Annotated in this window: 25 protein-coding genes, 1 tRNA gene and 1 pseudogene; 16 read left to right on the plus strand and 11 right to left on the minus strand. The window is 56.5% G+C overall.

The window, feature by feature from the left end:
* Positions 1–278 precede the first annotated feature (278 nt).
* The 3 genes from CAG18_RS27280 (at position 279) to CAG18_RS10300 (ending at position 3,336) form a co-directional block, all read left to right on the plus strand.
* Positions 279–719 (plus strand): hypothetical protein, encoded by a 441-nt coding sequence (locus tag CAG18_RS27280; RefSeq protein WP_256573345.1) that lies wholly within the window; start codon positions 279–281, stop codon positions 717–719.
* Positions 720–731: 12 nt separating this feature from the next.
* A complete protein-coding gene (locus tag CAG18_RS10295; RefSeq protein ID WP_085720841.1) occupies positions 732–2,006 on the plus strand; it encodes an MFS transporter in 1,275 nt (424 codons plus the stop codon).
* Between the two features lie 76 nt (positions 2,007–2,082).
* A complete protein-coding gene (locus CAG18_RS10300; RefSeq protein WP_023663251.1) occupies positions 2,083–3,336 on the plus strand; it encodes an arsenic transporter in 1,254 nt (417 codons plus the stop codon).
* Between the two features lie 207 nt (positions 3,337–3,543).
* Here CAG18_RS10300 and CAG18_RS10305 read toward each other — a convergent pair whose 3' ends face one another.
* Positions 3,544–3,771 (minus strand): hypothetical protein, encoded by a 228-nt coding sequence (locus CAG18_RS10305; protein ID WP_085720842.1) that lies wholly within the window; start codon positions 3,769–3,771, stop codon positions 3,544–3,546.
* Between the two features lie 704 nt (positions 3,772–4,475).
* Positions 4,476–4,703, minus strand: coding sequence for a hypothetical protein (locus CAG18_RS10310; protein WP_015268870.1), 228 nt, complete (start codon positions 4,701–4,703; stop codon positions 4,476–4,478).
* Positions 4,704–5,337: 634 nt separating this feature from the next.
* Here CAG18_RS10310 and CAG18_RS10315 point away from each other — a divergent pair.
* Complete coding sequence (locus CAG18_RS10315; RefSeq protein ID WP_085720843.1) at positions 5,338–6,111, plus strand: NYN domain-containing protein; 774 nt, start codon at positions 5,338–5,340, stop codon at positions 6,109–6,111.
* 401 nt (positions 6,112–6,512) lie between these two features.
* Here CAG18_RS10315 and CAG18_RS10320 read toward each other — a convergent pair whose 3' ends face one another.
* Genes CAG18_RS10320 through CAG18_RS10330 form a run of 3 tightly spaced genes read right to left on the minus strand, consistent with a single transcriptional unit; the run spans position 6,513 to position 9,902 of the window.
* On the minus strand, positions 6,513–8,330 hold the full coding sequence (locus tag CAG18_RS10320) for a hypothetical protein (RefSeq protein ID WP_143492643.1): 1,818 nt from the start codon (positions 8,328–8,330) through the stop codon (positions 6,513–6,515).
* Positions 8,327–8,812 carry an ABC-three component system middle component 2 gene (locus tag CAG18_RS10325; RefSeq protein WP_085720845.1) on the minus strand — a complete coding sequence of 162 codons (486 nt, stop codon included), beginning with the start codon at positions 8,810–8,812 and terminating at the stop codon, positions 8,327–8,329. The genes CAG18_RS10320 and CAG18_RS10325 overlap by 4 nt, the downstream gene beginning before the upstream one ends.
* Positions 8,805–9,902, minus strand: coding sequence for an ABC-three component system protein (locus CAG18_RS10330; protein WP_085720846.1), 1,098 nt, complete (start codon positions 9,900–9,902; stop codon positions 8,805–8,807). Before CAG18_RS10330 ends, CAG18_RS10325 begins: the two co-directional genes overlap by 8 nt.
* Positions 9,903–10,071: 169 nt before the next feature.
* Here CAG18_RS10330 and CAG18_RS27285 point away from each other — a divergent pair.
* The 4 genes and pseudogenes from CAG18_RS27285 to CAG18_RS10350 form a co-directional block, all read left to right on the plus strand.
* A pseudogene (locus CAG18_RS27285) lies at positions 10,072–10,281 on the plus strand (integrase); the annotation flags it as partial.
* A 326-nt stretch (positions 10,282–10,607) separates the two neighbouring features.
* Positions 10,608–12,008, plus strand: coding sequence for an RNA-binding domain-containing protein (locus CAG18_RS10340; protein ID WP_256573346.1), 1,401 nt, complete (start codon positions 10,608–10,610; stop codon positions 12,006–12,008).
* A gap of 80 nt (positions 12,009–12,088) precedes the next feature.
* Complete coding sequence (locus CAG18_RS10345; RefSeq protein WP_070383416.1) at positions 12,089–12,298, plus strand: hypothetical protein; 210 nt, start codon at positions 12,089–12,091, stop codon at positions 12,296–12,298.
* 149 nt (positions 12,299–12,447) lie between these two features.
* On the plus strand, positions 12,448–13,230 hold the full coding sequence (locus tag CAG18_RS10350) for a hypothetical protein (RefSeq protein WP_085720848.1): 783 nt from the start codon (positions 12,448–12,450) through the stop codon (positions 13,228–13,230).
* Positions 13,231–13,514: 284 nt separating this feature from the next.
* On the opposite strand, the gene CAG18_RS10355 is transcribed toward CAG18_RS10350, so the two are convergent.
* The 5 genes from CAG18_RS10355 to CAG18_RS10380 all read right to left on the minus strand — a co-directional run bounded on the left by CAG18_RS10355 (position 13,515) and on the right by CAG18_RS10380 (position 18,099).
* Positions 13,515–13,802, minus strand: a complete 288-nt coding sequence (locus tag CAG18_RS10355; RefSeq protein WP_085720849.1) for a hypothetical protein — start codon at positions 13,800–13,802, stop codon at positions 13,515–13,517.
* Entirely contained in the window at positions 13,799–14,770 is a 972-nt protein-coding gene (locus tag CAG18_RS10360) for an integrase domain-containing protein (protein ID WP_085720850.1), read from the minus strand. The genes CAG18_RS10355 and CAG18_RS10360 overlap by 4 nt, the downstream gene beginning before the upstream one ends.
* Before the next feature lie 1,364 nt (positions 14,771–16,134).
* Positions 16,135–17,289: a Fic family protein gene (locus CAG18_RS10370; protein WP_085720857.1), complete on the minus strand. Its 1,155-nt coding sequence runs from the start codon at positions 17,287–17,289 to the stop codon at positions 16,135–16,137.
* Between the two features lie 252 nt (positions 17,290–17,541).
* Positions 17,542–17,617 (minus strand) — tRNA-Thr (locus CAG18_RS10375).
* Between the two features lie 71 nt (positions 17,618–17,688).
* Positions 17,689–18,099 carry a pilin gene (locus CAG18_RS10380; protein ID WP_085665705.1) on the minus strand — a complete coding sequence of 137 codons (411 nt, stop codon included), beginning with the start codon at positions 18,097–18,099 and terminating at the stop codon, positions 17,689–17,691.
* A gap of 216 nt (positions 18,100–18,315) precedes the next feature.
* On the opposite strand from CAG18_RS10380, the gene CAG18_RS10385 reads away from it, so the two are divergent.
* The 4 genes from CAG18_RS10385 to yacG are packed head-to-tail and all read left to right on the plus strand — an operon-like array spanning position 18,316 to position 21,213.
* Complete coding sequence (locus tag CAG18_RS10385) at positions 18,316–19,524, plus strand: type II secretion system F family protein (protein WP_013970771.1); 1,209 nt, start codon at positions 18,316–18,318, stop codon at positions 19,522–19,524.
* 2 nt (positions 19,525–19,526) lie between these two features.
* Positions 19,527–20,393, plus strand: coding sequence for an A24 family peptidase (locus tag CAG18_RS10390; RefSeq protein WP_085720851.1), 867 nt, complete (start codon positions 19,527–19,529; stop codon positions 20,391–20,393).
* A complete protein-coding gene (gene coaE, locus CAG18_RS10395; RefSeq protein WP_023660627.1) occupies positions 20,393–21,016 on the plus strand; it encodes a dephospho-CoA kinase in 624 nt (207 codons plus the stop codon). The genes CAG18_RS10390 and coaE overlap by 1 nt, the downstream gene beginning before the upstream one ends.
* Positions 21,013–21,213, plus strand: coding sequence for a DNA gyrase inhibitor YacG (gene yacG / locus CAG18_RS10400; protein ID WP_003260624.1), 201 nt, complete (start codon positions 21,013–21,015; stop codon positions 21,211–21,213). Before coaE ends, yacG begins: the two co-directional genes overlap by 4 nt.
* Before the next feature lie 135 nt (positions 21,214–21,348).
* Here the strand turns inward: yacG and CAG18_RS10405 are convergent, their stop codons facing one another.
* Positions 21,349–22,056 carry an energy-coupling factor ABC transporter permease gene (locus tag CAG18_RS10405; RefSeq protein WP_085720852.1) on the minus strand — a complete coding sequence of 236 codons (708 nt, stop codon included), beginning with the start codon at positions 22,054–22,056 and terminating at the stop codon, positions 21,349–21,351.
* Between the two features lie 86 nt (positions 22,057–22,142).
* On the opposite strand from CAG18_RS10405, the gene CAG18_RS10410 reads away from it, so the two are divergent.
* The 4 genes from CAG18_RS10410 (at position 22,143) to CAG18_RS10425 (ending at position 24,946) form a co-directional block, all read left to right on the plus strand.
* Positions 22,143–22,574, plus strand: a complete 432-nt coding sequence (locus tag CAG18_RS10410) for a hypothetical protein (protein ID WP_015268860.1) — start codon at positions 22,143–22,145, stop codon at positions 22,572–22,574.
* A 55-nt stretch (positions 22,575–22,629) separates the two neighbouring features.
* The gene (locus tag CAG18_RS10415) at positions 22,630–23,259 is read left to right on the plus strand and encodes a DUF1780 domain-containing protein (protein ID WP_013970766.1); all 630 of its coding nucleotides are present in this window, start codon (positions 22,630–22,632) and stop codon (positions 23,257–23,259) included.
* Between the two features lie 133 nt (positions 23,260–23,392).
* Positions 23,393–23,566, plus strand: a complete 174-nt coding sequence (locus CAG18_RS10420; RefSeq protein ID WP_013970765.1) for a DUF3094 family protein — start codon at positions 23,393–23,395, stop codon at positions 23,564–23,566.
* Positions 23,567–23,650: 84 nt separating this feature from the next.
* On the plus strand, positions 23,651–24,946 hold the full coding sequence (locus CAG18_RS10425; protein WP_003260618.1) for an NAD(P)/FAD-dependent oxidoreductase: 1,296 nt from the start codon (positions 23,651–23,653) through the stop codon (positions 24,944–24,946).
* The last annotated feature ends 215 nt before the right edge of the window (positions 24,947–25,161 follow it).

The raw sequence follows: 25,161 nt of genomic DNA on the forward strand, positions 1-25,161 counted from the left end.
CAGGTTGGGTGTTCCCAACCCAAGAGAGCTTCTCCAATGTCCAGGTATTTCATCGCCACATCTCTTGCACTGGCAATTGGCCTGGGTAGCCTCAGCGTGCATGCCATGCCGCCCGCCGCCGCCCATCTGCCTCCAACACCGCATCAGGGTGTGGAAACACCTGGCCTGGTGAGCCAGTACGTGGTGGAAGGCCAGGTGCAACGGATGCTCATCAATCCCTATGGTGAGGTCGACGGGCTGCGCCTGAGCGACGGGACCATTGCAAAGTTCCACCGCACATGGCCGATGCGCTCACAGCCACGGTCAAAGTGGGGGACGCCGTCCGCATCATCGGGCGGGCGGAAACGCGAGGCACGGTCAAAGCCGACGCCATCATCCACGCCGACAGCGGGCGCACCGTGTACAACCAGCCGCCACCGGTTGGCGAAGGCCGAGCCCTGCCGCCACACCTGCGCGCCCAGCGCCTGCAGCCCCAACAGGTGGAAGGCCAGGTGGAGACCGTGCTGACTGGCCCACGGGGCGAGGCCAACGGCGTCATCCTGAGCGATGGCAGCATCGTACGTTTCCCGTCAGAGAGCCTGCGTATTTCCGTGCAGACGGGCGCACCGTTCGCAGCATCCGGGCTGGGCACGCGCAATGCCTTTGGCACCGCTTTGGAAGCGGTCAGCATGGGCACCACGTTATCCACCCTGCAGCCGCTCTATGACCGCGCGCCATAAGGGAATGCCTCTATGCACCCGGCAACGCCTTCGATAACTCCGGCGCATGCCAGCTCACGGCGCTGGCTGTCCGGCCTCAACTTCTTCCTGGCCGATGTCCGTGACGGCCTGGGCCCCTTCCTCGGTATATTTCTGGCCAGCCACGGCTGGCGAGCCGATGACATCGGCTACGTGATGGCCGCCGGCGGCATCGCAGGCATGTTGGCGACCACGCCGATGGGCGCGTGGATCGACGCCTCGCGCCACAAGCGACTGCTTCTGGCAAGCGGCGCCATTGCACTCATTCTCGCCACGGCAGCGCTATGGACGGCGCCAACGTTCGGCGTCGCCGTCGCCTCTCAAGTGGTGACGGGTGTTGTGGGTGCGTTGATGGGCGCCGGCATCATGGGCATAACCTTGGGCATCGTTGATCAAAAAGACTTGTCTCGGCAGCTAGGCATCAACGAAGCCTGGAACCATGCCGGCAACGTGGTAGCGGCTGCCTTGGCCGGGCTGGCAGGCTACCGCTGGGGGCTGTCAGCCGTATTCGTCCTGATGGCCCTGATGGCGTGCGCGGCCCTTGCCTGCTTGCGCAAGATCGATCCACATGACATCGATCATGAGCGTGCCCGCGGTGGTGACCTCACTGGCAACCAGCCTGCGCAAGGTAGCAGCCCCTCGCCTTCCATGGTGCGGGTTTTGACGCACTCGCGCGAGCTGGGCCTGCTCGCGATCACCATGCTGCTGTTCCACCTTGGCAATGCCGCGATGCTGCCCTTGCTGGCACAGTCGGTTGTCACGCGTGGGCTGGCCGACCCCAGCGTGTTCACGGCATCCACTGTCATCGTGGCGCAGCTGGTCATGATTCCCGTCGCGCTTTGGGCCGGGCGGCATGCCTCTCGGCACGGGTATCGGGCACTGATCCTTGCCGCCCTCCTGGCCTTGCCCTTGCGCGGGCTGATCGCCGGTTGCTGGGAGTCCCCGTGGGCCCTGATTCCGGTACAGGCCCTTGACGGAATCGGGGCAGGCCTGCTGGGTGTCGCCTTGCCTGGGCTTGTCGCTTCCATCCTGCGCGGCACTGGGCACATCAATGCCGGGCTTGGTGCAGTGATGACGATACAGGGAATAGGCGCGGCCATGAGCCACGCACTCGCCGGCTGGATCGCGCAACATTTCGGCTATGGCACAGCCTTCGTTGTTCTCGGTATCGTGGCTGCAATCGGGCTACTCACCTATCAGACAGGCCTTAGGAAGGGACACCCAAGCCGGCAATTGCCAGCTCAGCCAAATAACGTTGACACGATATAGCGTGCTGCACGCCATCCACCAAAGGCTGGCACCCGGCCAAGCCGCGCCAACTCATTCATTCACCTGAGTAAACTGCATGCCTGTATTTGATCCATCCTCGCTCATCTGGGCCGTCGCCGCCGTTGCGACCGGTGGGGTAATCCTGCGCCCCTGGCGGGTGCCGGAATATGTCTGGGCAGTCGGCGCCGCTGTATTGCTGACCGCGTTTGGCCTGGTGCCACTACCCACGGCCCTCGGCGCTGTCGCCGAGGGTGGCGATGTTTACCTGTTTCTGATCGGTATGATGGTGCTGGCCGAACTGGCACGCCAGGAGGGGCTGTTCGACTGGCTGGCCATGTACGCGGTGCAGCATGCCCGGGGCTCCGGCCAGCGCCTGTTCGACCTGGTATTCCTGGTGGGGGTACTGGTAACGGTGTTCCTCTCCAACGATGCCACGGCTGTGGTGCTTACCCCAGCAGTGTATGCCGCATGCCGGGCGGCCAAGGCCGAGCCGCTGCCCTATCTGTTCATCTGTGCCTTCATCGCCAATGCCGCCAGTTTTGTGCTGCCCATTTCCAACCCGGCCAACCTGGTAGTGTTCGGCAGCCAGATGCCGCCGTTGCTGGATTGGCTGCGGCAGTTCACCTTGCCGTCGCTTGCGGCCATCGGCCTGACCTACCTTGTGCTGCGGCTGGCCCAGCGCAAACAGATACGCCAGCCCCTGGCAACGACTATCGACATGCAACCGCTGTCCAGCGGTGCACGCTTGTGCGCGCTGGGTATCGTGCTGACAGGCGCCCTGTTGCTGCTGACCTCCGCCCTGGACCGGCAGCTCGGCTTGCCCACCTTCTGCGCCGGCATCGCCACGGCCGGGCTGATCCACCTGCGCCAGCGGCGCAACCCGATGCCGGTGCTCAAAGGCGTGGCATGGGGCGTACTGCCGTTGGTCGCGGGCCTGTTCGTGCTGGTGGAAGCGGTGGCACAGACGGGTGTGATCGAGCACCTGGCCCATGGCTTGGCCGCGCTGGCGCGCAGCTCCGAGCACCAGGCGAGCTGGGGCGCCGGCGTGGTCGCGGCTATCGCCGGCAACCTGATGAACAATCTGCCGACCGGCCTGATCGCAGGCTCCGTTGGCCATATTGTCGATTTACCCGCGAAAACCACTGCGGCGCTGCTGATTGGCGTCGACCTCGGGCCGAACCTGTCGATTACCGGCTCCCTGGCCACTTTGCTCTGGCTGGTTGCCGTTCGCCGTGAAGGCGAACACGTCGGTGCCTTGGACTTCCTGCGCCTGGGGGCGCTGGTAATGCCGCCTGCCTTGATCGGGGCGTTGGGGTTGCTTCATGTATGAAGCGGCGAGTCTCGTTCAGTGCGCTCGATTGATGTTGCGCTGTCGGTACCCAGGAACTGCGCGGTCCATGTAGGAGCTGGCTTGCCTGCGATGGGCTGCGCAGCAGCCCCATAACCCTACCGCGACAGGAATAAACCACCAACCGACCTTGAGCAGAAGGCCAGCCGCAAGGGTGATATCTGGCCCGCCGCTCATCAATGATCCTGCCTAACTAACAGGGTCCTGCCCGTTTCGCTCCATCACCTTCCCGCACTGCTCACTGGCCAAACGGCTGATGATCCGGATCGCCTGATGGATACCGGCAATGTTGCGAAAGCTCAGGTGTGGGTTGTGTTCGCACTCCAGCATTTCGTCGTGCTGGACCAGGGCTTCGCCTAGCAGTTCCAGGGTCCAGGCGTAGCTTTGGATGGTGGATAGGCGTTCTTGGTCAGTCATGGTGCACCTCCCTGGCTGCAGAGACGGAGCGAGATTGACTGGAGGTGAGATCGCTGACGGCCGTCGAGGAACGACGGTGGAGAACGAATGCGAGGATCTGTAACGGATTTTCGGTGGTCATGCATGAGTTCCTTTCGTGATGGAACTGCCACCGCTCGCGGCCAAGCAAGTTAAGGTGGCAGCAGTACGCGGGTTGGCCGACCGGGACGAAAGGAGCCCGGCACACCCGAAGGTGTCCCGCGCACCACCGCCATAACGCGACATCGCGGGCACAAAAAAGCGCCTGCGATGAAGACTGGGCGCTGATGCGCCTTTCGATTCCGACCGGCCAAGGTCGCATCACCGATGCGTCGGCGACGGGGGGACTTTATTCCCGAGTGGCTGTTTTCGCAAGTTTCCAAGAGTACGAAAGGACAGTACGTTTCGTAGGAAGATGGCTACCCACAGATTGGCTGCCATATGTGACCGAGGCTCACAAAGAGAAAACGAGCGAAACCCGTGCCGTTTGCCCCGGCGCTTGCCCCCTGTCACAGGTAAAGCACATATCCCAGGATTAATGCGGTCCCTGTAGGAGCTGGCTTGCCTGCGATGGGCTGCGCAGCAGCCCCATAACCTTACCCGACGGGAATAAACCACCAGGTGGCCTTGAGCAGAGGGCCAGCCACAATGGTGATATCTGGCCCGCCGCTCTCCAATGATCCTGCCTAACTAACAGGGTCCTGCCCGTTTCGCTCCATCACTTTCCCACACTGCTCACTGGCCAAACGGCTGATGATCCGGATCGCCTGATGGATACCGGCAGTGTTGCGAAAGCTGAGGTGTGGGTTGTGTTCGCACTCCAGCATCTCGTCGTGCTGGACCAGGGCTTCGCCTAGCAGTTCCAGGGTCCAGGCATAGCTTTGGATGGTGGATAGGCGTTCTTGGTCAGTCATGGTGCACCTCCCTGGCTGCAGAGACGGAGCGAGATTGACTGGAGGTGAGATCGCTGAGGGCCGTCGAGGAACGGCGGTGGAGAACGGATGCGAGGATCCTGGACAGACTTGAGATAAGCATGCATGACACTCCAAGTTTCAGTTGGAGCTGCCACGATCCTTCCTACGGGATTGGGTGGCAGCTGTGTATGGGGTAGGAATACCGGGAAACTTGGAAACCCGGCCAGGCCGAAGCCTGCCCACACACAGCCGCCATGACACAGCACGGCAGGCACAAAAAAAGCGCCAGCTGTGGTGCAGGGGCGCCTAGTGCGTGCGCCAAGTTTACCAACGGGTTCCTACGCCCGGTCACGGAATTTTCCGCGACGGAGGAAATTTAGCCTCATGTATCTCGGCCAAGCAAGTGTCAAAGCTGTAGGAAACGTCTCTGAATTATGTGCGAACAGCGTTGAACGCAACCATAAATCCACATCCGATCATCTGCATCAAAATCCCCATTCAAACTTCGAATGCAGTGAACTAGGCTCAGCTGAAATCCCCAAGGTGAGATGAGGGTGCACGATATGAACATTGAAAGTGCTGCCAGGGCAGTTGAGCTAGAGTTTGATTACACAGGGACTGACCGGGGTACACCGTGGAGTCGAAACGGATAGCACTGCTGATTGACTGCGACAATGTGAGCCATGCATCCATAGGGGGCGTGCTCGATGAGTTGGCCAAGTACGGCATGGTCAACATCAGGCATGCACACGGGAACTGGAGTTCTCCTCTCCTCACTGGATGGGTCGAGAAGATCCACCCGTTCGCCATCCGCCCCATGCAGCAATTTGCTTTCACCAAGGGCAAGAATGCCACTGACTCAGCGATGATCATTGATGCAATGGATTTGCTATACAGCAAAAACGTCGATGCCTTTGCACTCATGACAAGCGACAGCGATTTCACACCGTTGGTGCTTCGGCTGCTGGAAAGCGGCTTGCCGGTCTACGGCTTTGGGGAGAAGAAGACGCCGAAGCCTTTTGTAGATGCCTGCTCGCAGTTCATCTACACAGAGAACCTGCTTGGTGATGATCACGAGAAAGCTGATGAAGGCGAAGCGTCGAAATGCAGTAAACGCACCCGAAACGAGCTACGCAGTGACACGGCACTAGTGCGCTTGCTGAGAACGGCTGCAGAGAAGACCGCCGATGACACAGGCTGGTCGCGCCTCAGCCAGGTCGGTAATTTTATCCGCAACAACAGTTCGTTTTCAGCCGTGAACTACGGGCACCGGACCCTTAGCGATCTCATCCGAACCTCAGAGCTGTTCGAGATCGATATGCGGCAAGGTGGAACGGCGATGTTCATCAAAGCTGCTCGGAAATCGAACCCGGCAACGCATTTCCAAACTGAAGTATCCGTCTCATGAGTTCGTGCTTTGGCTGCGGAGACAGACGGACGGTTGTTGGTCGGGAGGACCCGGTTTTCGCGGGGCTGGAATTTGGTGGATTTTTGGATGTGCCTCATAGGGTATCTATAAAAAAAATCAGCTATTTATGGCTTTCAGTGAAATCGAATCGGGACTTGCAAAGGGTTCAGTGAGAGCTACGAACAACCGCGTCAAATGCTAGATGAGGAACGGCAGAAAACGACCCAAAGCAGACGCTCGCAACGGATCAGCACTGTTCAGCGATAGGCATCTTTGAATGAGCGGCGTTTAAATTAGTCTAGATCTTGCCTGATCGATACTAATGTTAAGCAAGCCAACTTAATCAAGATCCGGAAAAACCGAGAAAAATACGAAAGTGGCTCTTGTCACTTCTTATGGGCCTACAGAAGCCCCACCCTGCCCTCATGTGGATTATTGGTGAATACGGTCAGATGCACACTTGATAAAGCTTCCTCTGGCGGGTGTTGGTTTTCGATTATTACTATCTGGCTACCGCTTCCATGATGATGAATTAAGTACTCATAAAATTTTTCTTTTAAATCACTTCCTCTCAGAAGTAAATCATCGTCACCTTCCGGTGCAAAATAAGCAAGAAGCGGAGAATCAAGCACAAGGAAACCAGGGTGGGGCAGAGAATTTTCCTGCGCGTACTCAAGCAATCCAAGGCTAACCGCAGCATGCGTAATGGATCGTAACCCTTTTCCGCGACTCCCCCTAGGTTTACCATCGATAATAAAATCGCTCGTCCCCTTATCAAACACCACTTTACACTCACCGGGAAAGTTCCAATCATTCAGAATTGAGGAGATCTTGTCTGATAAAGAATTACCAATGGTGTCGGGGATACTGACAACGGCAGTTGTCTTACCACCAGGCGCCCCCCCTTCTTTTTCAAGCGAAAACTTACGCTGAGCCAGTTGTTCGATACGCTCAAAACCACTAATTTTCTTTGACACATCTTGTCGCAACTCGATCAAGTCTTCATAGTTGATCTTCTCTTCATCCTTACGTGGAGAAAGCGCCTTCTTTAAAGAGACTTCAATCTCAGCATACTCTTTCTGCAGAGTTAAGTAGCCTTTGGAAAGGTCCTCACTTTCATTTTTTAGTTCATCAATAGTTCTAACTAGATCGTTCTTGAGTTGTTCAATTTTTGCGATTTCAGCGGCGGCTGCCAGCACAGCCGAGCGCAGATCTGCCTCATCGTCATCTTCGAGATGCTGATTACAAGGTGCAGCACCGCACATAGGGCAGTCCACTTCATCCACATAGATCAGCATGGAGCCACTTTCTTTAATGGCCTCTAAGCGTTCAAGGTCGACGTCATAATGGTCACGCAGTAGGTCAAATCGTGTGAAAAGGTCAGCGATTTCATCAATTCGCTCAGAAACTAACTGCCGCTGAAATACGTTATTTTGACGTCGATCCATGAGTTCAGAAACCAATTCCTCATTAAGGGCAATTGATTTCCGATATCGCGCTAATGTAACACCGATTTTTTCAAGCTGCGCTTCAAGCTCTTCGCGTTTGCTATCACCTACGTCATCGACCAACTCGGATATCAAATCATCGAGCAGGGCAATTTTTCCTGAATTATCGACCACTTTAACTATCGGGGTATTGATTGCCGAGTCATCCATCCCGGTCACAAGCAGTTTAACGGTAGCTAATTCAGAGGTCTTCGTAGTGAATTGACCACTCCAAAACGGCGATCCTTTAGTAGCAATCTCTTCTTCTTGTACAATGACTAACCTTGCAATATTTCGGAACCCGAGACTCTGCAACGTAGATTTCGCGCTGCTTTTCAAAACTTTCTTGCCGAGCAGCCCAAGCTTGTCTAGTAGGAACCCCGAAAGGTTGTCTGTAGCTCCGTGAGAGTGAGTAGCCTTTAGAACCGTAGATTCGTCCTGATCGCCCCCGGTCAGTTTGAAGCCTCCGCCATTTAGCGCGCGCTCCAAACGCCATTCTTCGCCGGAGCCAGACTCCAAAGACAAAGTTATCCGATCATATCCATCTAACTCATCAATTTTCCTGAGTTCGGAACCACCTAGCATATAATCGATTGTCTCAGCCAGATAGGATTTACCTGTATCTGACGAGCCACAAATTACGTTAAGGCCATCAAATAAGTCTATATGTCGCTCACCACTTGGACCGGAGAATTGAACACGACGCAATTGAAAACCACACTCACTCATCATTCAACGCCCCTCTGTTCAAAAACCTGGAACTCGCTGGTCCATTTGAATATCCGATGAGTAACTTTCAGAACTTCTTCAGTAGGTGTACTTCCATAAGTCTCATACGCCCACTTAGCCCTGTCCAACAACTTAATCGAATAGTTCGACGTGAGTGAGGATACGAAAGGCTGAGCGGAATCTGTAGCGATGTAACTGAAGCCATCATATGACGCAATCCGACTCAATAACCCACGCCGAACCATCAGCTTCAGCCCCGACTCTATCAATCCTCTACGCACAAGAAGTTCACCGGCTCGCAACGGCAATGGTGCGTGTAGACTACTTGGCCCCTTCGCATCTTCAGAATGCACTACTAAATAGTCCATCTCTACTAAACGCTGTAGATCCATCGCCATCGGAAAGGCCGCCGTCAGGATAGCTAAAGACCGCACACCGGTTTCCAGAGGACCATTAAAAGGACTCTTTACTGTTGGCTCACTCATTTTCAGGCACCCACGCTAACCGGTCATCATTTGCCAGTTGATGGCATATGCCTTGACGATCTTGGGTTTTGAAAGCCGAGGCCAGGGCATTTGCTGAAGCAGCAATGGTTGAAGAATGGGTAATAGTGGCCTTCATTCGTGCAAATCCGTCTGCGTGGTCATCCTCACAAACATCGACAACCCCATAATAGATTTCATCTTGCAAAGCTGCGAAGGTACCTTCAGGAACTGTATCTCTTGCAAAATTCCTTAGGGACTCGGCGTGATAAAACCTCTCTCTCTGCCGCAGGTAATCTCTCTTGAGTGCCCCATGAGACTCAAGATCAGCCTCACCGGATATAGCCTTACCCAGATAATTCCCATAAGCATCAAATATTTGCCGAATATACCGACTTTCACTGCCTGCCGGAACTTCCGGAGGTTTCAATGAGTCAGGCCTGAATGGAAGACCACCACCAAACCTCACAGAATGAAACTGGGTACGGCTATGGCCCTCTATTAATTCAACAACAGATTTTGAGGAAAATATGGAGAAATCGAATGCCTGAAAGTAATGGAGTAATTCGCCCGATAGAGGTATTTCCGTGGTCGACGTTATTCCACTCTTACAGTTTTGATTCCAATTCTCCTCTGCCTTAAACTGCAATTCTTCAGGGTTATTCAGCAGCTGCTCTAAGGTGGTGCCGATGTCTTGAGACCCCGCAAAATAATGCCTGCGCGGGGGAATATAGTACTCTTTGAACGAATAATAAATTATCTTCCCAATTTCCACCCAGATATCACTAGGTCGGAGCGGGTGACCATACCGTTTGCATTGAAAATTATCCCAGATGCCTTTAAAACCCTCCGGAGAGCAGAAGCCTGCAATGTCCACACCCAAGTCACCTGAACCGCCGAAGCGTCGGACTTTACTGTATTCAGCCTTGAGGCTACTTCCCCACTCCTCAACAAACTCCTCCCACTCTTCTGGGCTGAAGCTCCGAACGCGTTGAGGTTTTGGTACCGGAATACCACTTACTACATGCATCGCGGATGCAGAGGACGTCCGTTCCCTTGGGATAATTTCTTGTAAATCGATGTCCGAAATCACAATGCTCGCCTGCCATGTTGGAGCAGTGGCCCTTGGGTGTCCGAGGTGCCGATGGTTTCACTCCCCGGCCCCTAAAACGTCCGTGCTGGGGGTGGATCGACGCTAGCAGAATGCCACTGTTTCGTCCATTGCCATGCGCATGCAGATACCACCTTTCCGAATCGCCCCGAAAAGCTTGATGACCGCCACTGGTCTAGACCCAAGCATGTACGGCACTCACGCGCTACAGAGAACCAAGGCATCGTTGATCTATCGTTGGACGAAGAAGTTAAGGGCAGTCCAGTTTCTGCTTGGGCACACGAACCTTGAAAGCGCCGTCAGATACCTGGGAATCAAGGTCGATAATGCCCTAGAAATGACGGTGCAAATAGAAGTCTGACTATAGACCGAAAAAGGGGACAGATTTATTTTTACCGTAGGTTCGAGTGAACGTCACAACGTTCACGAGAACGATTCGAGTATCGCCTCTTTACGTCTCTTGACGCGGGACAGGCCCTAAGTCTATGTTACATCAACGAGCGTCACGAAAAATAAATCTATCCCCTTTGAGTCGCCACTCAATTAATATAAGTGGTGAATCGGAACTTACCAAATTGAGGTGGACTAACAAGAATCCAGCGCTTGAATACTGAATAAATTTACAGGTGTTTTTATGATAGCAAGATGCTAGCATTTCGTGCGAGATCACAATAATGGAGCGTTGAAGTGAGTGTCCGAATTAACCCCCGCGTCTTGGAACTTAATGAAGAAGAGGTCCTTTATTACTGCTCTGCGCCAGAAGACGATTTTTTTGACAGAAAGGCATTTGGCGTAAAAGGCGATAAAATTCAAAAAATCGCTGTGGCATTCGCAAACGCAGATGGAGGCGAATTCCTAATTGGCATTAAGGACGACGGCGATGAGGAAGACCCTATCAAACGTTGGGTCGGCCGGGATAGGATAGAAGATTTCAACGGAGCGCTGCAAGCCTTGTCGGAGGTCCGGCCTGCTATTGATTTTCGCCACGAGTTCCTTAAGCGGCCATCAATGTCTGCCACATATGTACTGAAGATAACTGTAAATAAAGGACTGACTGTACATTATACAGCCGGAGAGGAGGTTTTTATCCGGCGGGGTGCTAGCAGCCAGAGGCTGAAATCTCCTACACAAATTATGGAGCTTTCGCATGCTAAAGGGCATCAGTCCGCAGAGGATCTTAATGCCCCGGACGCTGATACCGACGAGATAGTGTATGGCGAAGCCTTGGGTGGCTACTTAGACCAATTACCTATAAAGAATAAAGATCCGCTTGATTTTTTGCTTCAAGAAAACCTAATCGACCGCGAGACATTTATCCCAAAAGTATCGGCTGTACTGCTTTTTTCAGAGTGCCCTGCCCAGTCCCTACCGCGGCACTGCTCGATACGCTTAGCAAAATATGATACGAAAGAAGAAGAAACCAGAGACACTCTTGTATCCAACCAGGTAATTGAAGGCTCTCTTTACGATCTAATCAACAAAGCTTATGAGAAAATTACCGAAACTCTCTCGGAAAATTCTGCTTGGACGCTGGAGGGATATCGGCCGATTTCCTACCCGAAAGAGACTATTTGGGAAATCCTAGTGAATGCAGTAATCCATCGCGATTACTTAATCTCAGACAATGTCTTGGTCAGTGTATTTAACAACAGGATACAATTTAAAAGTCCTGGGCGATTTCCTGGTTTTGTTACCAAGGATAATATTCTTGAAAACAGATTCTCGAGAAATTCTAAATTAGTTCGTTTGCTCGCAAAATATCGCAACGCACCGAATCAGGATATGGGAGAGGGGATGAACACCGCCTTTGAGAAAATGGCAGAGCGCGGGCTTAAGCTGCCCGTGATCTCAGAGCATGAAAATTATGTTGTGGTGTCTCTGTATCATACCCCTAGCTTAGCACCGGATGAGGTTGTGCAGACTTTCATCGATCGATTTGGAACGATAAACAATATGCAAGTAAGAGACTTGCTTGGGCTTGAGAAATCTGAACAGGCGACTGGAATACTCACAAAACTGCGGACGCAAGGGCTAATTAAAAGAAAAGATACTTCCACCGGCATTAATGCACTATGGGAAAAAGCTTAGGAAATCGACCTAATCAAATTTAACAATAATTATTTGGACTGACTGTCATTGACAGCCCTGCGCAAATTAAGGAGACAACCTTGGCAACAACAGTTTATTTTGAAGAAATCGTGAAGGATCAGGGTGAAAAGACCACTATGGAGCTGGAAATAGGCCGCTCTTCTTTTTATAGAGAAGACAGCATTTATATTGCGGTAGATGGTAAGCTAGTCATCATGGATCGAGCAACTGCCAAACGCTTCGTTGATGCTGTCGTCTCTGTTGGTTTCTACCACGGCTTTACCGACTAAACTATATCAGCCCGACAGCATATACTCGATGGATGACTGGGCTACAAACCAGTGCAAGGCATTATGAATTAACTTAATAGCCCAAGCATCCTATAGTTGCCTCTAGAAAATTATCAGCTGAATCGTCAAGACTCAAAACATAAGGAATTATGACTTTGTTAATTCGCTTTATTATCAAAATGAGTCGAATCTGGGTTCAACTCTTAATTTGCTTCCTATTGAGCGGGATGACCTGGCTGGCAGTTAGCTACACAGCTTGGACAGGGTCAACTATATCTTCGCTTGATCGGTCAACATTTATCACAGCCCTCGGCACCATCGCAACGCTGGTTGCCCTGTTTTGCTCGCTTTCAATATCTTGGATTCTTTTTGTCACGCAGCAATTGAAAGGCGAACGGCTTGTCGCTTATGACCTAATGAAGGTGCGGCTTCTGGAAAGTCAGCGATGGCTAGTTGATCAGCCTGATTCGGATGAACGCTCCATATGCTTAGATCTTGCATTTGAGCTTGATCGATTTGAACCTAACGACCTGCCAATCACAAACCGAGATGAACTTTTCGACTCTTATCTAAAAGTAGTGGCGGATGGGTATAACTCCGAAGACGCAGAGCGGCGCTTGTTTACTGAAACAACAGTGACATATTTCAGCTACGTAGAAACTCTATTAAATAGGATTGGGTTAATTTCAATCCGCCAAATTATTTCTCGACTTTTTATAGATACTTTAGCCAAAGGAGTGGCGCTCGTCGGAGTATCTGTACTAGTACTACTTGCCGCCATGGTATGGTTTGGTGGGAACGCCACTCCATTTCTGATGACTATGTCAACATTCATTGCAAGCGGCTCGGCATTGCTTCTTATAGAGGTATGGGTAGACCTTCGCCGCTTCTACGACGAAGATTTAGACTTTATTCAGAAAGAAGAAAGCTGAAAGCAGGAACGCGCGAATTGACCCTAGCTCCATGGACACTCTGGAGTGTCCTCTGCTGGCCGTTAACCGATCTTTTTCAAAGACAGCAACGGGCCAGGCGCTGTAAAAACCTTCGACGCGATTCGACTAGTTAGAAAACAACCAGAAATTTGCACTTCTACGCGAATCCTGGGTTAGTTGAACAGCCAAACTTTTACTGATTTCGCGTAATCTCGCGCTTTTTTAAGAGCTGTTTGGGGTTTCACACAGCCTGAGTAGAATGCGGTCGGACCTGACTTTCAAACTCAGATCTTCGCTTTGCACTTGAAGACCCATGGCCTTTCTAAACGACGAGCTAGCAGCCGCGCTGTCAGTAAATAGTAATACCGCGTCGCATTGCTGCGTCGATTCAGGCGATGTTCGAGAAACCAAGTCACATGTTTTCGCTGCCAAAGCCAAGGCGTCTCTCGATGCCAACGCTTGGCGATTTCAGTCTGAATGATTCTCGCCTGCCGCAAATGACGTTGGCGTGTCACGTAGGATCCGGTCAATACGCCAGCCAAGAACAGCTCCAAATCGAATGGTTTACTCATGCGAGCCTTCCAATGTAGGCAGCGACCACGTCGATTCGACCATGCCCCAGCTCATAGCTGATTTGCTTTCGGGCCTGACGGTCGAGGTTCTTGTCTACTTGGCCACCGTTGATAGGGGCGCGGTGTTGGGTAATTCGTTCATAACGCTCACACGCGTAGGCCGCTCGCAGCTCATGGAAGCCTTTGAGGTTGTGTGCATGGAGGATGTCCCGCGCAGGTCGGACGAATTCCTGTAGAACCTCCAGGTAACGTTCGTTTGGTGCAATCAGGTTGCGGCTACCCTCAGGTGACACCTGCCGTGCAAACCTAAGCGCACCTCGAACATGGTCGTCCACCTCAATCCAACGTGGCGCCGAGGCGCCGGCACGGCCGCCTTTAGTGCCATCCTGAATGTTGATCCTGCCTAGGTCGTGAGCCTCACGACTAAGCCGTGGCAGGTCAGCCAAGATGGCCTCACGCAAGCGCATACCGGTGGCTCGCGCCAACAGAGCGATGGCGGCGACCCGTAGCTGATCATGGCGGCAAAGCGCATCGACGATCTGCTTAACCTGTTCGCGATCTTGGCCCTGCGGCACCGACTGGCGACTCCCGGTGCGCTGCATACCCAACGCCTTGCTCGGACTTGGTAACTTCACGCACTGATCACCGCGAAGCGCTGCCATGGTCCTGTTAACGCTGGACAGCCGATTTTGTGCGGTGCTTACCGCGAGGTCACCGCGCCCAACCACGTCGCGCAGATATGCCGCGTAGTCGGCCAACACTTTCCGATCAATCCGCCGCGCATCATTGATACCTGGCCCTTTTTCGGAGCGGCACCACTTCACGAATGCTTGCCACCGATCACTGTGCGCCTTGACCGTGCCGTAGTGGCCACCGCAGAACATGTCTTTTAGCGCCTGCGATCCTGCGTAGCTCAATTGCCTGCCGTAGCCGAAATTACGACCGTCGCGTCTAGCCACCAATGCCATGTCGGTCACCTCATCTCTTACTCTCCAGTCCTCGCCCACGTCATCCCGCCAAGAATGCTGAGTGTTATCAGGGATCAAGGCCCCTGCGACCTGTGGGGATGTCCTCTACGCGGGACTAGCGGCTCCTTACGACCGGGAGCACGGGCATCTCATGATCTGGCCTCCTGAACACCGTTACCGGTGCGCGGGTGGAGGCAGCACTGGCTGACGAGACTAGCGCCTGAAGATCCTGAGCCATGTGCAAGCAGCAATGCGATGACCGGGGCATGCCTGACTGTCAGTCAGGTGCAGTCCATTCCTTGGTCTGCGGCACCATCATCTACAGCGCTGTTGCTGGTGACATCGGCGTTTGTCACGCCGATTGTCACGAGGGGGATCGCCGCAAAGCCATGTGCGATCAGGGCTGCAGCAGTGGTAGAAGTGCCCGTCTCTTTCCAGAAGAAAGAGACGGGCACAGGTTGGCGCAGGATTCGGCCAAGCGGATAGGTTGCTGCAGGTCCGCGAAGTAGAGAGGGAGCGTCTGGCGCACGAAAGCGGTGTACTGGAATAGGCGTCCATTACATGGGTAGTGAACATGCGAACTATCAGCTTGGGGAGAACCGCCAAAACTCATTGCCGTGACTTTCAGGGCTTGTACCACAGGATTGCTGGCGAAAATTGCATTAGCACTGTTCTTTCTACGCGCCTACGGCGGGTCAGTATCTCGGTGCATGGCACGGGCTTCGCCCGGTTTGCGGGCAAGCCCTAATGCCGGTCAGTTAACGTTTGCCGGCTTGATTGGGGCTGCTTTGCAGCCCTTCGCGGGCTTGCCCGCTCTCATAGAACAACACATAAGTCATTGATTTAGCAGGCTCTGTGGGAGCAGGCGTGTCGAGGCGTCGAACCGCCGCGAACACCGGCGAAGCCGGTGCCATACACCGCGTCGTCTGCTTCGCGGGCACGCCCGCTCCCACAAGGGAAGGTGACACGCTTTCGAACATTGTTCCCTGTGCGACAGCGCAGCCCAAAGGGCTGGGCAATCTCCCACAGGGATCGCGCTAGCTTTTAGAAATTGAGCAAGACAGTTGCTCACACAGGCACGATGTAATGTTCCGGGTAGCAATATCTATCTGACTGCCCGGCTGGGCATGCTTTGAAAAGCTGCGCCGGAGTTTCTGAAAGGAACTCGTGGGGAGAGGGAACTGTGTTGCAGGGCACAGTTCAGCGGTGGCGCAGGAATTGCCGGGGCCGCCTTGCGGCCCTTTCGCGACACAAGGCCGCTCCTACAAAAGGCAGGAACTTTCGAGCATCGTGCTTATATTCTGACCTGAATACTCACGAAAGGAGGCGACTTCAAGCTGAATTAGTGCCGATCGTGCAATTATTCACGGCCTGTCGAGTGGCTCTGAAATGAACCCCTGCTCCCTCAGCGCCTTGATGACCCCACGCACCAGGTAATTGTTGGAAAAGCCAATGGTGTATTGCCTCGAACCTGGGTTGATTGGCAGAAGCATGCCTTGCTCTACCAGGTTCTTGATCTGATAAGTCCGTTGGTTAGCCGTGAGCGTGGGGAGAGCCTGTGCAATGTCACTCGACTTCACGACCTTCATCTTTATGACACTGATCAGGATCTGTTCCTCGGTCTCGGTAATCCACTCTCGGCTGCGTGCAAAGCTCACCGCCGGCAACAGAATGCACTTCGTGAGGTAGCCATAGTCGGTGAGCTTGTCCACCTTCTCCAGCTCGTCGCGGATGCCCTGCAGCACATAGGTACACCATGCCTCCAGCCCTGCTGTGGTGCCAGTATCGGCAAGCCCCAGCATGGTGTAGTACTTGTCCCGGTCATTGCAGAACACGGCCGTGGGGTTGAGCACCCGACCACCCGTGTTCACGTTGAAGCCGTACTTCATCAACATTGCGTAGGTAAGCAGCCTCACCACCCGTCCATTGCCATTGCCGAATGGGTGAATCCAGCCGAAACGGTGGTGCGCCAGGGCGACCTTCATCAGCGCATATTTAGGGGAATCGTCGCGATTGATGAAACTGACCAACTCCTGCATGTACTGCGGCACCAGCACACCTTCCGGAGGCAGATGCTCCGCCTGGGCGATCCTGACCGCCCCTTCCCGGTAGGCGCCTGGCGTTTTATCGCCTTCACGCTGTAACCCAAGTACGGTCATGGCGTGCAGTTCTCGAATCGTATGCTCTGTCAGGTCTGCACCGGGCTCGATCACCTCTTCGATGTAATCCATCGCCTTCTCGATGTTGGCAATTTCCATCAACTGGTCGGTGCTCTGGGCTTTCCCTTCGACCTTGCTGTCGATGTAGTCGGCCAGCGTGGTGTGGTTGCCCTCGATTCGAGCAGACCCCAAGCTCTCCAAGGTGTGGAACAGCGCCTTCAGCTGAAAGAACACCTGAGGTGGAGTGTCCCCTTCTAGCCTCAACCTGCGCAGAAACTCGAGCTCGGCCAGAACGTCAACCAGCGGCGAGTCGAAGGATGGGTTCAGTAGCTGCAGGTCGTGGTGAGAAAACTGGGGCATCTCAAAATTATCTCTAAACGAATAAATCATTATCTAGAAAAATTTCGGCTTTCACTCCGTAAACACGGGCCAAAACCTGATCGCCAGCTAACCATTATCTAAAAAGACGTGCAACCCTAAGTGGAAAACTGCGAACCATAAAGTCAAAAAATACGCAGATCCGTAGGGAAATAAGCAGGAACAAAAAAGCCCGCACAAGGCGGGCTTCTGTTGGTGCCTGGTAGCGAGAAATCGCCATAGGCCGACTGATTCTGGTGCCGGAGACAGGAATCGAACCTGCGACCTTCGCGTTACGAGTGCGCTGCTCTACCGACTGAGCTACACCGGCGTGTAGCGCAACGTACCACTGCTCGCACCCGTTGCGCAAACCCCTGTTTCCGCTAGTTTATTGCCCCACCCTCAAGGCGCCTTGCACCCCTTCGGCGCAAGGTCTTCCTCGATGTTGGTCGTACACGCCCACCCGGTAGCCGAACGCGTCAGGGTCAGTGCCTTGCCGAGCACAGTAGCCGGCGCATCCACCAGCGTGCAAACGATGCTCCCAGTGCCATCCGCCGCCTTGCCGCTAGCCGTGATCGCACAGTGCGCCGTCGCCGGCTGGCCACCCAGCCCGGCCACATCCGCAACATCCTTCCCATCATTCAACCGCAGGTCCATCGCCGTCTTCAGCGCGCTGATCTCCAGCAACCCGGCCGCGGCCTTGGAGCGTGACTGGTGGTTGGTGTACATCGGTAAGGCGATGGTCGCCAGAATGCCGATGATCGCGACGACGATCATCAGTTCGATCAGGGTGATACCGCGTTGCCCTTTCATGAACGTTTTCCTTTTTGATACGCGTACTCATTGAGGTCAGGCTCGACCCCGGCTGGCAGCGGCGCAGTAGGCCTGAACAGACACCTTTTGTCACCCCTGCCCGCTCGGGCGTCGTCTTCGCTGAACTACTCTAGTGAGCATCTCGGACGCACGCCCTTGCATGGGCGCGGCAAGCTGTTTCCAGGCTTGTCGCACGGGCAGAAAAAGGACCTTTGCATGACCCAATCCACACTCCTCTACACCTGGCACGGCACCGACGCCAACGGCGCGCCGGTCAGCGGGCAAACGTCCGGGCGCAGCCCGGCCTATGTGCGTGCCGGGCTTATCCGCCAGGGCATCAAGGTCGCCAGTTTGCGGCCTGCCGGTGGGCTGACGTTCAGTTTGCCGAAACGGCAGGCAAAGGCCGACCCGGCGGGGTTCAGCCGGCAGCTGGCGACCTTGCTCAAGGCCGGGGTGCCGCTGCTGCAGGCGTTCGAGGTGATGGGGCGCAGTGGCTGTGATGCGGCGCAGGCGGCATTGCTGGATAGATTGAAACAGGATGTGGCCTCGGGCCTGGGGCTGGCAGATGCGTTGCAGCGCCACCCGGGGTGGTTCGATGCGCTGTACTGCAACCTGGTACGGGTGGGTGAGCAGTCCGGCACGCTCGACCGGCAGCTGGAACAGTTGGCGGGCATGCTGGAGCAACGTCGGGTGCTGCACAAGAAGGTGCGCAAGGCGATGATCTACCCGTTGCTGCTGTTGCTGACGGGGCTGGGGGTGTCGGCGATCCTGTTGCTGGAGGTGATTCCGAAATTCGAGGGCATGTTCTCTGGCATGGGCGTGGCGTTGCCGGCATTTACCCAATGGGTGATCGACTTGTCCACAGGGCTGAGCCGGTTTGCGCCGTTGTTGCTGGTGATGGGCGTGGTGCTGGGTTTTGCCATGCGCCAGCTCTACCGGCAACACGCGCCAGCGCGCCTGTGGATATCTCGCCGGGTGCTGGGCTTGCCGGTGTTCGGCACGCTGCTGGGGCAGGCGGCGCTGGCGCGCTTTGCGCGCAGCTTGGCAACGTCCTACTCCGCCGGGGTGCCGTTACTGGATGCGCTGGGCACGGTGGCCAGGGTCAGTGGTGGCGACCTGCATGAACAGGCGGTGTTGCGGCTGCGCCAGGGCATGGCCAATGGGCAGGGGCTGCATCAGGCGATGGCCGCTGAGCCGCTGTTTCCGCCGCTGTTGGTGCAACTGACGGCCATCGGGGAATCCAGCGGCACGCTGGACCAGATGCTGGAAAAAGCCGCCAGCCATTACGAGGAACAGGTCAGCCAGGCGCTGGACCAGTTGACCAGCCTGCTGGAGCCGGCCATCGTGCTGGTCCTGGGCCTGCTGGTGGGCGGCCTGGTGGTGGCGATGTACCTGCCGATCTTCCAGTTGGGTAGCTTGATCTGAACATGACTTTATGGACTTTGCTGGCTGAGCAGCCAGCGTACTTTCTCACCCTGGCCACGGTGCTCGGCCTGCTGGTGGGCAGTTTTCTCAATGTGCTGGTGTACCGCCTGCCGATCATGCTGGAGCGGCAATGGCAGCGTGAGGCGCAGGAAATGCTGGAGTTGCCGATCACGCCGCACGAGCGTTTCGACCTGTGGCTACCCGCCTCGCGCTGCCCGCATTGTGCGCATCGGATTCGCGCGTGGGAGAACATTCCGGTCATCAGCTACCTGGCCTTGCGCGGGCGTTGTTCAACCTGCAAAACCCGCATCAGCCCGCGCTACCCATTGGTGGAGTTAGCCAGCGCGCTGCTGTCGCTGGTGGTGGCCTGGCACTTTGGTGCTTCGCCCGAGGCCTTGCTGGCTCTGCCGCTGACTTGGTGCCTGCTGGCCCTGAGCCTGATCGATGCCGAGCACCAGTTGCTGCCGGATGCGCTGGTGCTGCCGATGCTGTGGCTGGGGCTGATCGTCAACGCCTTTGGCCTCTACGTCCCGCTGACCAGTGCGTTGTGGGGCGCGGTGGCCGGGTACCTCAGCCTTTGGACGGTGTATTGGCTGTTCAAGCTGGTCACTGGCAAGGAAGGCATGGGCTATGGCGACTTCAAGCTGATGGCGCTGATCGGGGCCTGGGGTGGCTGGCAGGTGTTGCCGTTGACCCTGCTGTTGTCGTCAGTGGTTGGGGCGCTGGCTGGGCTGTGCCTGCTGCGTCTGCGCCGGCATGCCATGGGTACGGCGATCCCGTTTGGCCCCTATCTGGCGATTGCGGGGTGGATTGCCGTGCTCTGGGGTGATGAAATATACGCCTCATACACAAACCTGCTTGGATTCTGATGACCACTGCGGCCTTTACCCCCTGGATTCTCGGCCTTACCGGCGGCATTGGTAGCGGCAAGAGCGCCGCTGCCGAGCGTTTCGTCGAGCTTGGCGTGCACCTGGTCGATGCCGACCAGGCGGCGCGTTGGGTGGTCGAGCCTGGCCGCCCGGCCCTGGCCAGCATCGTCGAGCGCTTTGGCGCCGGCGTACTGCAGGCGGACGGCCAACTCGATCGTTCGGCACTGCGCCAGCTGATATTCGCCGACCCGGCGCAGCGCAAATGGCTGGAGCAATTGCTGCACCCGCTGATCGGGCAGGAGATTTTCAGCTACCTGGCCAAGGCGGAGTCGCCGTATGCGGTGTATGTGTCGCCGCTGCTGATCGAGTCGGGCCAGCACCAGAAGACCCAACGGGTGCTGGTGATCGATGCGCCGCAGGAGCTGCAGGTGGCGCGTACCCTGGCGCGTGACAACACCAGTGCCGAGCAGGTGCAGGCCATTCTCAAGGCCCAGCTGGCCCGCGAGGAGCGCCTGCGCCATGCCGATGATGTGGTGGTCAATGACGGCGACCTGGCCGCGCTGCATGAGCAGATTGACCGCCTGCACCACTTTTACCTGACTTTACGAGGAGGCCAGCCATGAGCCAGCCATTGACCGTCGATTGCCCGACCTGTGGCGCACCTGTGGAATGGAACGAGAAAAGCCCGTTCCGGCCATTCTGTTCGGACCGTTGCAAGCTGATCGACCTGGGGGCCTGGGCGGCGGAGGAGCACAAGATTCCGGGGGCGGAAGAGTCCGAGGATGAGCTGTACTCGGGGGATTTGGAGCCGCGGCATTGATCCGATAGCAAGGTGTCCTTCAGGGCCCTTTCGCGGGTGAACCCGCTCCTACAGAGACCTCACGGCTTTCAAGGCTGGTGCAATACCTGTGGGAGCGGGTTTACCCGCGAAAGGGCCAGTACAGCCGCCACAAAATCACCGCTCATCCTCCTTCCACGGCGCCTGCAGATACCGCGTGCGGTTGAAGGTTTCCAGCCACTCCGGGCAAAACACCACCAGCGCACTGATTACCGTGCCGTTGATGAACGCTTCGGGGAACATCATCAGCCACAGGTAGCCGACAAAATCGCTGAGCCACTCCGGCATGGCGAAGCGCCCGTCCAGCCACAACAGCCCCAGCGCGGTCGACAGGCAGGCCAGCACGGTCAGTGCCGCCGGGAAGAACCCTGAACAGAAGATATACACAAACAGGTTCCGCGGCTGGGCGCGCTCGACCCCTATCGCGCACGCCTCGGCGATCAGCACCGGCAGGCCAACCAGCAACAAGCCATTCACCCCCAGCGCCGCCAGGTCCTGACGCCCCAGCACCAGCAAACCGAGCTGGGCCATGAACCCGCCAAGCACCGCCAGTGGCCAGTCCAGCAACAGCGTGACCGCCGTCATGCCTATGAAGTGGTACGACACACCGGTATCGAAATCGCGCCGCACCAACCACAAGGCAAACAGGCAGAACACCGTGCCAAACAGCAGATGCTGGCGGCGCCGGTCAGTGAACAGCTCAACCCAGCGCACCTGGCTGACCGCCCAGATCAGCAACGGCACATATCCCAGCCAGCCAAGCGTAAGGGTGGTGCCCGACAACACCTGCGCGCTGATCACCTGACGAATGCCCCTTGCAGCCATGTGGATAAAGCCGAGTCTACACCCATTCTCCGTTTCATTCGGTTGCGCTAGGCTGGCACCCTCACTCGATGCAGGAAGCATTGCTCATGCCGGAAGGAATCAACCTCGCCCTGCTGCTGGCAGCAGCGCTCAACGCCATCATCGGCGTACTTCACCTGGTCATCATCGCCGTCGGGCCGCGCTGGTACCGTTTGTTCGGGGCCGGCGAGCGCATGGCCGTGGCCGCCGAAAACGGCCGCTGGTACCCAGGGCTGATCACCGCAGCCATCGCCTGCGTGCTGCTGGCCTGGTCGGGGTATGCGCTGTCAGCTGCCGGGGCCATCGGGCGGTTGCCCTTGCTGCTGCCGGCCATCTGCCTGATCACCTTGGTGTACCTGGCGCGCGGCCTGCTGGGGCCGATATTGCTGGCGGGTACCGGGCGCTCGCGGCGTTTCATCGTGGTCAGTTCGCTGATCTGCCTGGGGTTTGGCCTGGTGCACCTGCTTGGGGTGGTGCAGCAATGGCCAATACTGGGCTGATTTCTGCGCACAAACAGCATCTTATCGTCATCGATTAACAGCTAAGCTTGTCTGCATGGATGACTCAGACTACCTGCGCCTGCTTACCATCCAGGCGGAACAAGCCAATGCCTTTCTCTCCAACGCCCGCAAGTGGGAGCGGGAGCGTTGGGTGTGCCAACGCCTGTTGCAGGGGCTGAACATCCCCTATCGCAGCGAGGACTTCACCCCGGCCGGGCAAGAACCGCCAGACGTGCTGTTCCGCGACGCGGCGTTCGAGGTGTTTTTCGTGCTCGACGAGGGCCGCCGGCTCAACGATGAATGGCGCGAAGAACTGCAGCGCCGGCGCAGTGCGTTTTCCTTGGCGCAACTGGTGCGCCGCGAAGCGCGCCCGCGGCGCATCAGTGCCACCGAGCTGCTGGGGCGGCTGGCGCCGACCTTGCGCAAGAAGGCGCACAACTACCGGGAACGCGGGCTGGAACTGAACGAGCTGGATATCATTGCCTTCGCCAGCCTCAAGCGCGAAGTGCTCGACCTCAACACCCATTTCCCGCCGCCCACCGAATATCTGCGCCAGGGCTGGCGCTCGCTGTCACTGGTCGGGCCGACATTTGCCCGGGTGCTGTTCGCCCACCCCGATGCGCCGGACTTCCTGCGCGGCAACCTGGGCCGCAGCATTGTGTTCGACGTGGGCATCAGTCTTTGATCCACTGCAGCGAGTGTTTGCGATGGCGTACACTCGGCGCCAGAGATAGAAAGCCTTATCATTTGTTTCAAGCGCTTGCGTGAACGCTGTAGCGTTTACGCAGTCCCAAACGTCTACCTGACGAGGCCCCACCATGACCAGCCGCCTGAATCCGGAAGATCAGCGTCGTGTCGATGAGTATCTGCGAGCCCCCCAGCACCAAGTCGAGCGCAGGCCCTTCCGGCCGTGGCTGCTCCTTGTGCTGGTGGTGGCCGTGACCATCGGGTTGGGTCTCATCAGCCGCCTGCTCAGTGGACTGGTGCTATGAGCTGCTTCGCGCTCGCCCTCCCCTCGTGCAGTTTGCGGTCGGCCCCCGGGGCCACGAATTCCGTAAACCTTATGAGATATCCCCATGACTCATCGCATCGTGATTGTCGGCGGCGGCGCCGGCGGCCTGGAACTGGCGACCCGCCTGGGTAAAAGCCTGGGCAAGCGCAAGCAGGCCGAGATTACCCTGGTCGACGCCAACCTCACGCACATCTGGAAGCCTCTGCTGCACGAAGTGGCCGCCGGCTCGCTGAACTCCTCGGAAGACGAACTGAACTACGTGGCCCAGGCCAAGTGGAACCACTTCAACTTCCAGCTGGGGCGCATGAGCGGCCTGGACCGTGAAGGCAAACAGATTCAACTGGCCGCCACCCTCGACGAAGAGGGCCGCGAGCTGCTGCCTGCGCGCACCCTGGGCTACGACACCCTGGTCATTGCCGTGGGTTCCAACACCAACGACTTCGGCACCTTGGGCGCGGCGCAGCACTGCCTGTTCCTCGACACCCGCAAGCAGGCCGAGCGTTTCCACCAGCAGTTGCTCAACCACTATCTGCGTGCCCATGCCGGTGACGTGGCGAGCGAGAAGATCAGCGTGGCCATCGTCGGCGCCGGTGCCACCGGTGTGGAACTGGCAGCCGAGCTGCATCACGCGGCCCACGAACTGGCGGCCTATGGCCTGGACCGCATCCAGCCCAAGGACATGCACATCACCATTATCGAGGCCGGCCCGCGCGTATTGCCGGCGCTGCCAGAGCGCATCAGCGTGCCGGTGCACAAGACTCTGGAAAAGCTCGGGGTGAAGGTGATGACCAACGCTGCGGTCAGTGAAGTGACCGAGGATGGCCTGAAAACCAAAGACGGTGAAGTGATCCAGGCCAGTTTGAAAGTGTGGGCGGCTGGTATCCGTGCGCCGGCGTTCCTCAAGGACATCGATGGCCTGGAAACCAACCGCATCAACCAGCTGGTGGTGCGCCCTACCCTGCAAACCACGCGCGATGACAACATCTTTGCCTTCGGTGACTGCGCCGCCTGCCCGCAACCGGGTAGCGACCGCAACGTGCCGCCACGTGCCCAGGCGGCGCACCAGCAGGCTTCGATGCTGGCGCAGAGTTTGAAGGCGCGGCTGGAGAACAAGGCGCTGCCGACCTATGAGTACAAGGACTACGGCTCGCTGGTGTCGCTGTCGCGCTTCTCGGCGGTGGGCAACCTGATGGGTAACCTGATGGGCAGCGTGAAGCTGGAGGGCTGGCTGGCGCGGATGTTCTACGTGTCGCTGTACCGGATGCACCAGATGGCGTTGTACGGGTTCTTCCGTACGGCGTTGATGATGCTGGGTAGCAAGATTGGCCGGGGTACCGAGCCGCGCCTGAAACTGCACTGACAGGCACTTGCTCCTACAGGCACGACACTGCCCTGTAGGAGCAGCCTTGTGCTGCGAAGAGGCCGGTACGACAGAAGATTTTCTTTGGCAACAATGGCCTCTTCGCAGCACAAGGCTGCTCCTACAAGGGGTTTTGTTGCTGTGCGGAGCAGGCAAAAAAAGGGCATCTCATGCGAGATGCCCTTTTTTTCATGGTGGGTCGTGTAGGATTCGAA

The organism is Pseudomonas sp. B22(2017) (assembly GCF_002113105.1).
Lineage (GTDB): Bacteria > Pseudomonadota > Gammaproteobacteria > Pseudomonadales > Pseudomonadaceae > Aquipseudomonas > Aquipseudomonas asiatica.

Coding starts and splice junctions, on each gene's coding strand:
- CAG18_RS10300 (WP_023663251.1), top strand. CDS start 2,083: ATGCCTGTATTTGATCCATCCTCGCTCATCTGGGCCGTCGCCGCCGTT.
- CAG18_RS10320 (WP_143492643.1), bottom strand. CDS start 8,330: ATGATGAGTGAGTGTGGTTTTCAATTGCGTCGTGTTCAATTCTCCGGT.
- CAG18_RS10390 (WP_085720851.1), top strand. CDS start 19,527: ATGACTTTATGGACTTTGCTGGCTGAGCAGCCAGCGTACTTTCTCACC.
- CAG18_RS10385 (WP_013970771.1), top strand. CDS start 18,316: ATGACCCAATCCACACTCCTCTACACCTGGCACGGCACCGACGCCAAC.
- CAG18_RS10310 (WP_015268870.1), bottom strand. CDS start 4,703: ATGACTGACCAAGAACGCCTATCCACCATCCAAAGCTATGCCTGGACC.
- CAG18_RS10420 (WP_013970765.1), top strand. CDS start 23,393: ATGACCAGCCGCCTGAATCCGGAAGATCAGCGTCGTGTCGATGAGTAT.
- CAG18_RS27280 (WP_256573345.1), top strand. CDS start 279: ATGGCCGATGCGCTCACAGCCACGGTCAAAGTGGGGGACGCCGTCCGC.
- CAG18_RS10405 (WP_085720852.1), bottom strand. CDS start 22,056: ATGGCTGCAAGGGGCATTCGTCAGGTGATCAGCGCGCAGGTGTTGTCG.
- CAG18_RS10370 (WP_085720857.1), bottom strand. CDS start 17,289: ATGCCCCAGTTTTCTCACCACGACCTGCAGCTACTGAACCCATCCTTC.
- CAG18_RS10350 (WP_085720848.1), top strand. CDS start 12,448: ATGACTTTGTTAATTCGCTTTATTATCAAAATGAGTCGAATCTGGGTT.
- CAG18_RS10325 (WP_085720845.1), bottom strand. CDS start 8,812: ATGAGTGAGCCAACAGTAAAGAGTCCTTTTAATGGTCCTCTGGAAACC.
- CAG18_RS10425 (WP_003260618.1), top strand. CDS start 23,651: ATGACTCATCGCATCGTGATTGTCGGCGGCGGCGCCGGCGGCCTGGAA.
- CAG18_RS10295 (WP_085720841.1), top strand. CDS start 732: ATGCACCCGGCAACGCCTTCGATAACTCCGGCGCATGCCAGCTCACGG.
- CAG18_RS10380 (WP_085665705.1), bottom strand. CDS start 18,099: ATGAAAGGGCAACGCGGTATCACCCTGATCGAACTGATGATCGTCGTC.
- yacG (WP_003260624.1), top strand. CDS start 21,013: ATGAGCCAGCCATTGACCGTCGATTGCCCGACCTGTGGCGCACCTGTG.
- CAG18_RS10415 (WP_013970766.1), top strand. CDS start 22,630: ATGGATGACTCAGACTACCTGCGCCTGCTTACCATCCAGGCGGAACAA.
- CAG18_RS10360 (WP_085720850.1), bottom strand. CDS start 14,770: ATGGCATTGGTGGCTAGACGCGACGGTCGTAATTTCGGCTACGGCAGG.
- coaE (WP_023660627.1), top strand. CDS start 20,393: ATGACCACTGCGGCCTTTACCCCCTGGATTCTCGGCCTTACCGGCGGC.
- CAG18_RS10355 (WP_085720849.1), bottom strand. CDS start 13,802: ATGAGTAAACCATTCGATTTGGAGCTGTTCTTGGCTGGCGTATTGACC.
- CAG18_RS10410 (WP_015268860.1), top strand. CDS start 22,143: ATGCCGGAAGGAATCAACCTCGCCCTGCTGCTGGCAGCAGCGCTCAAC.
- CAG18_RS10305 (WP_085720842.1), bottom strand. CDS start 3,771: ATGACTGACCAAGAACGCCTATCCACCATCCAAAGCTACGCCTGGACC.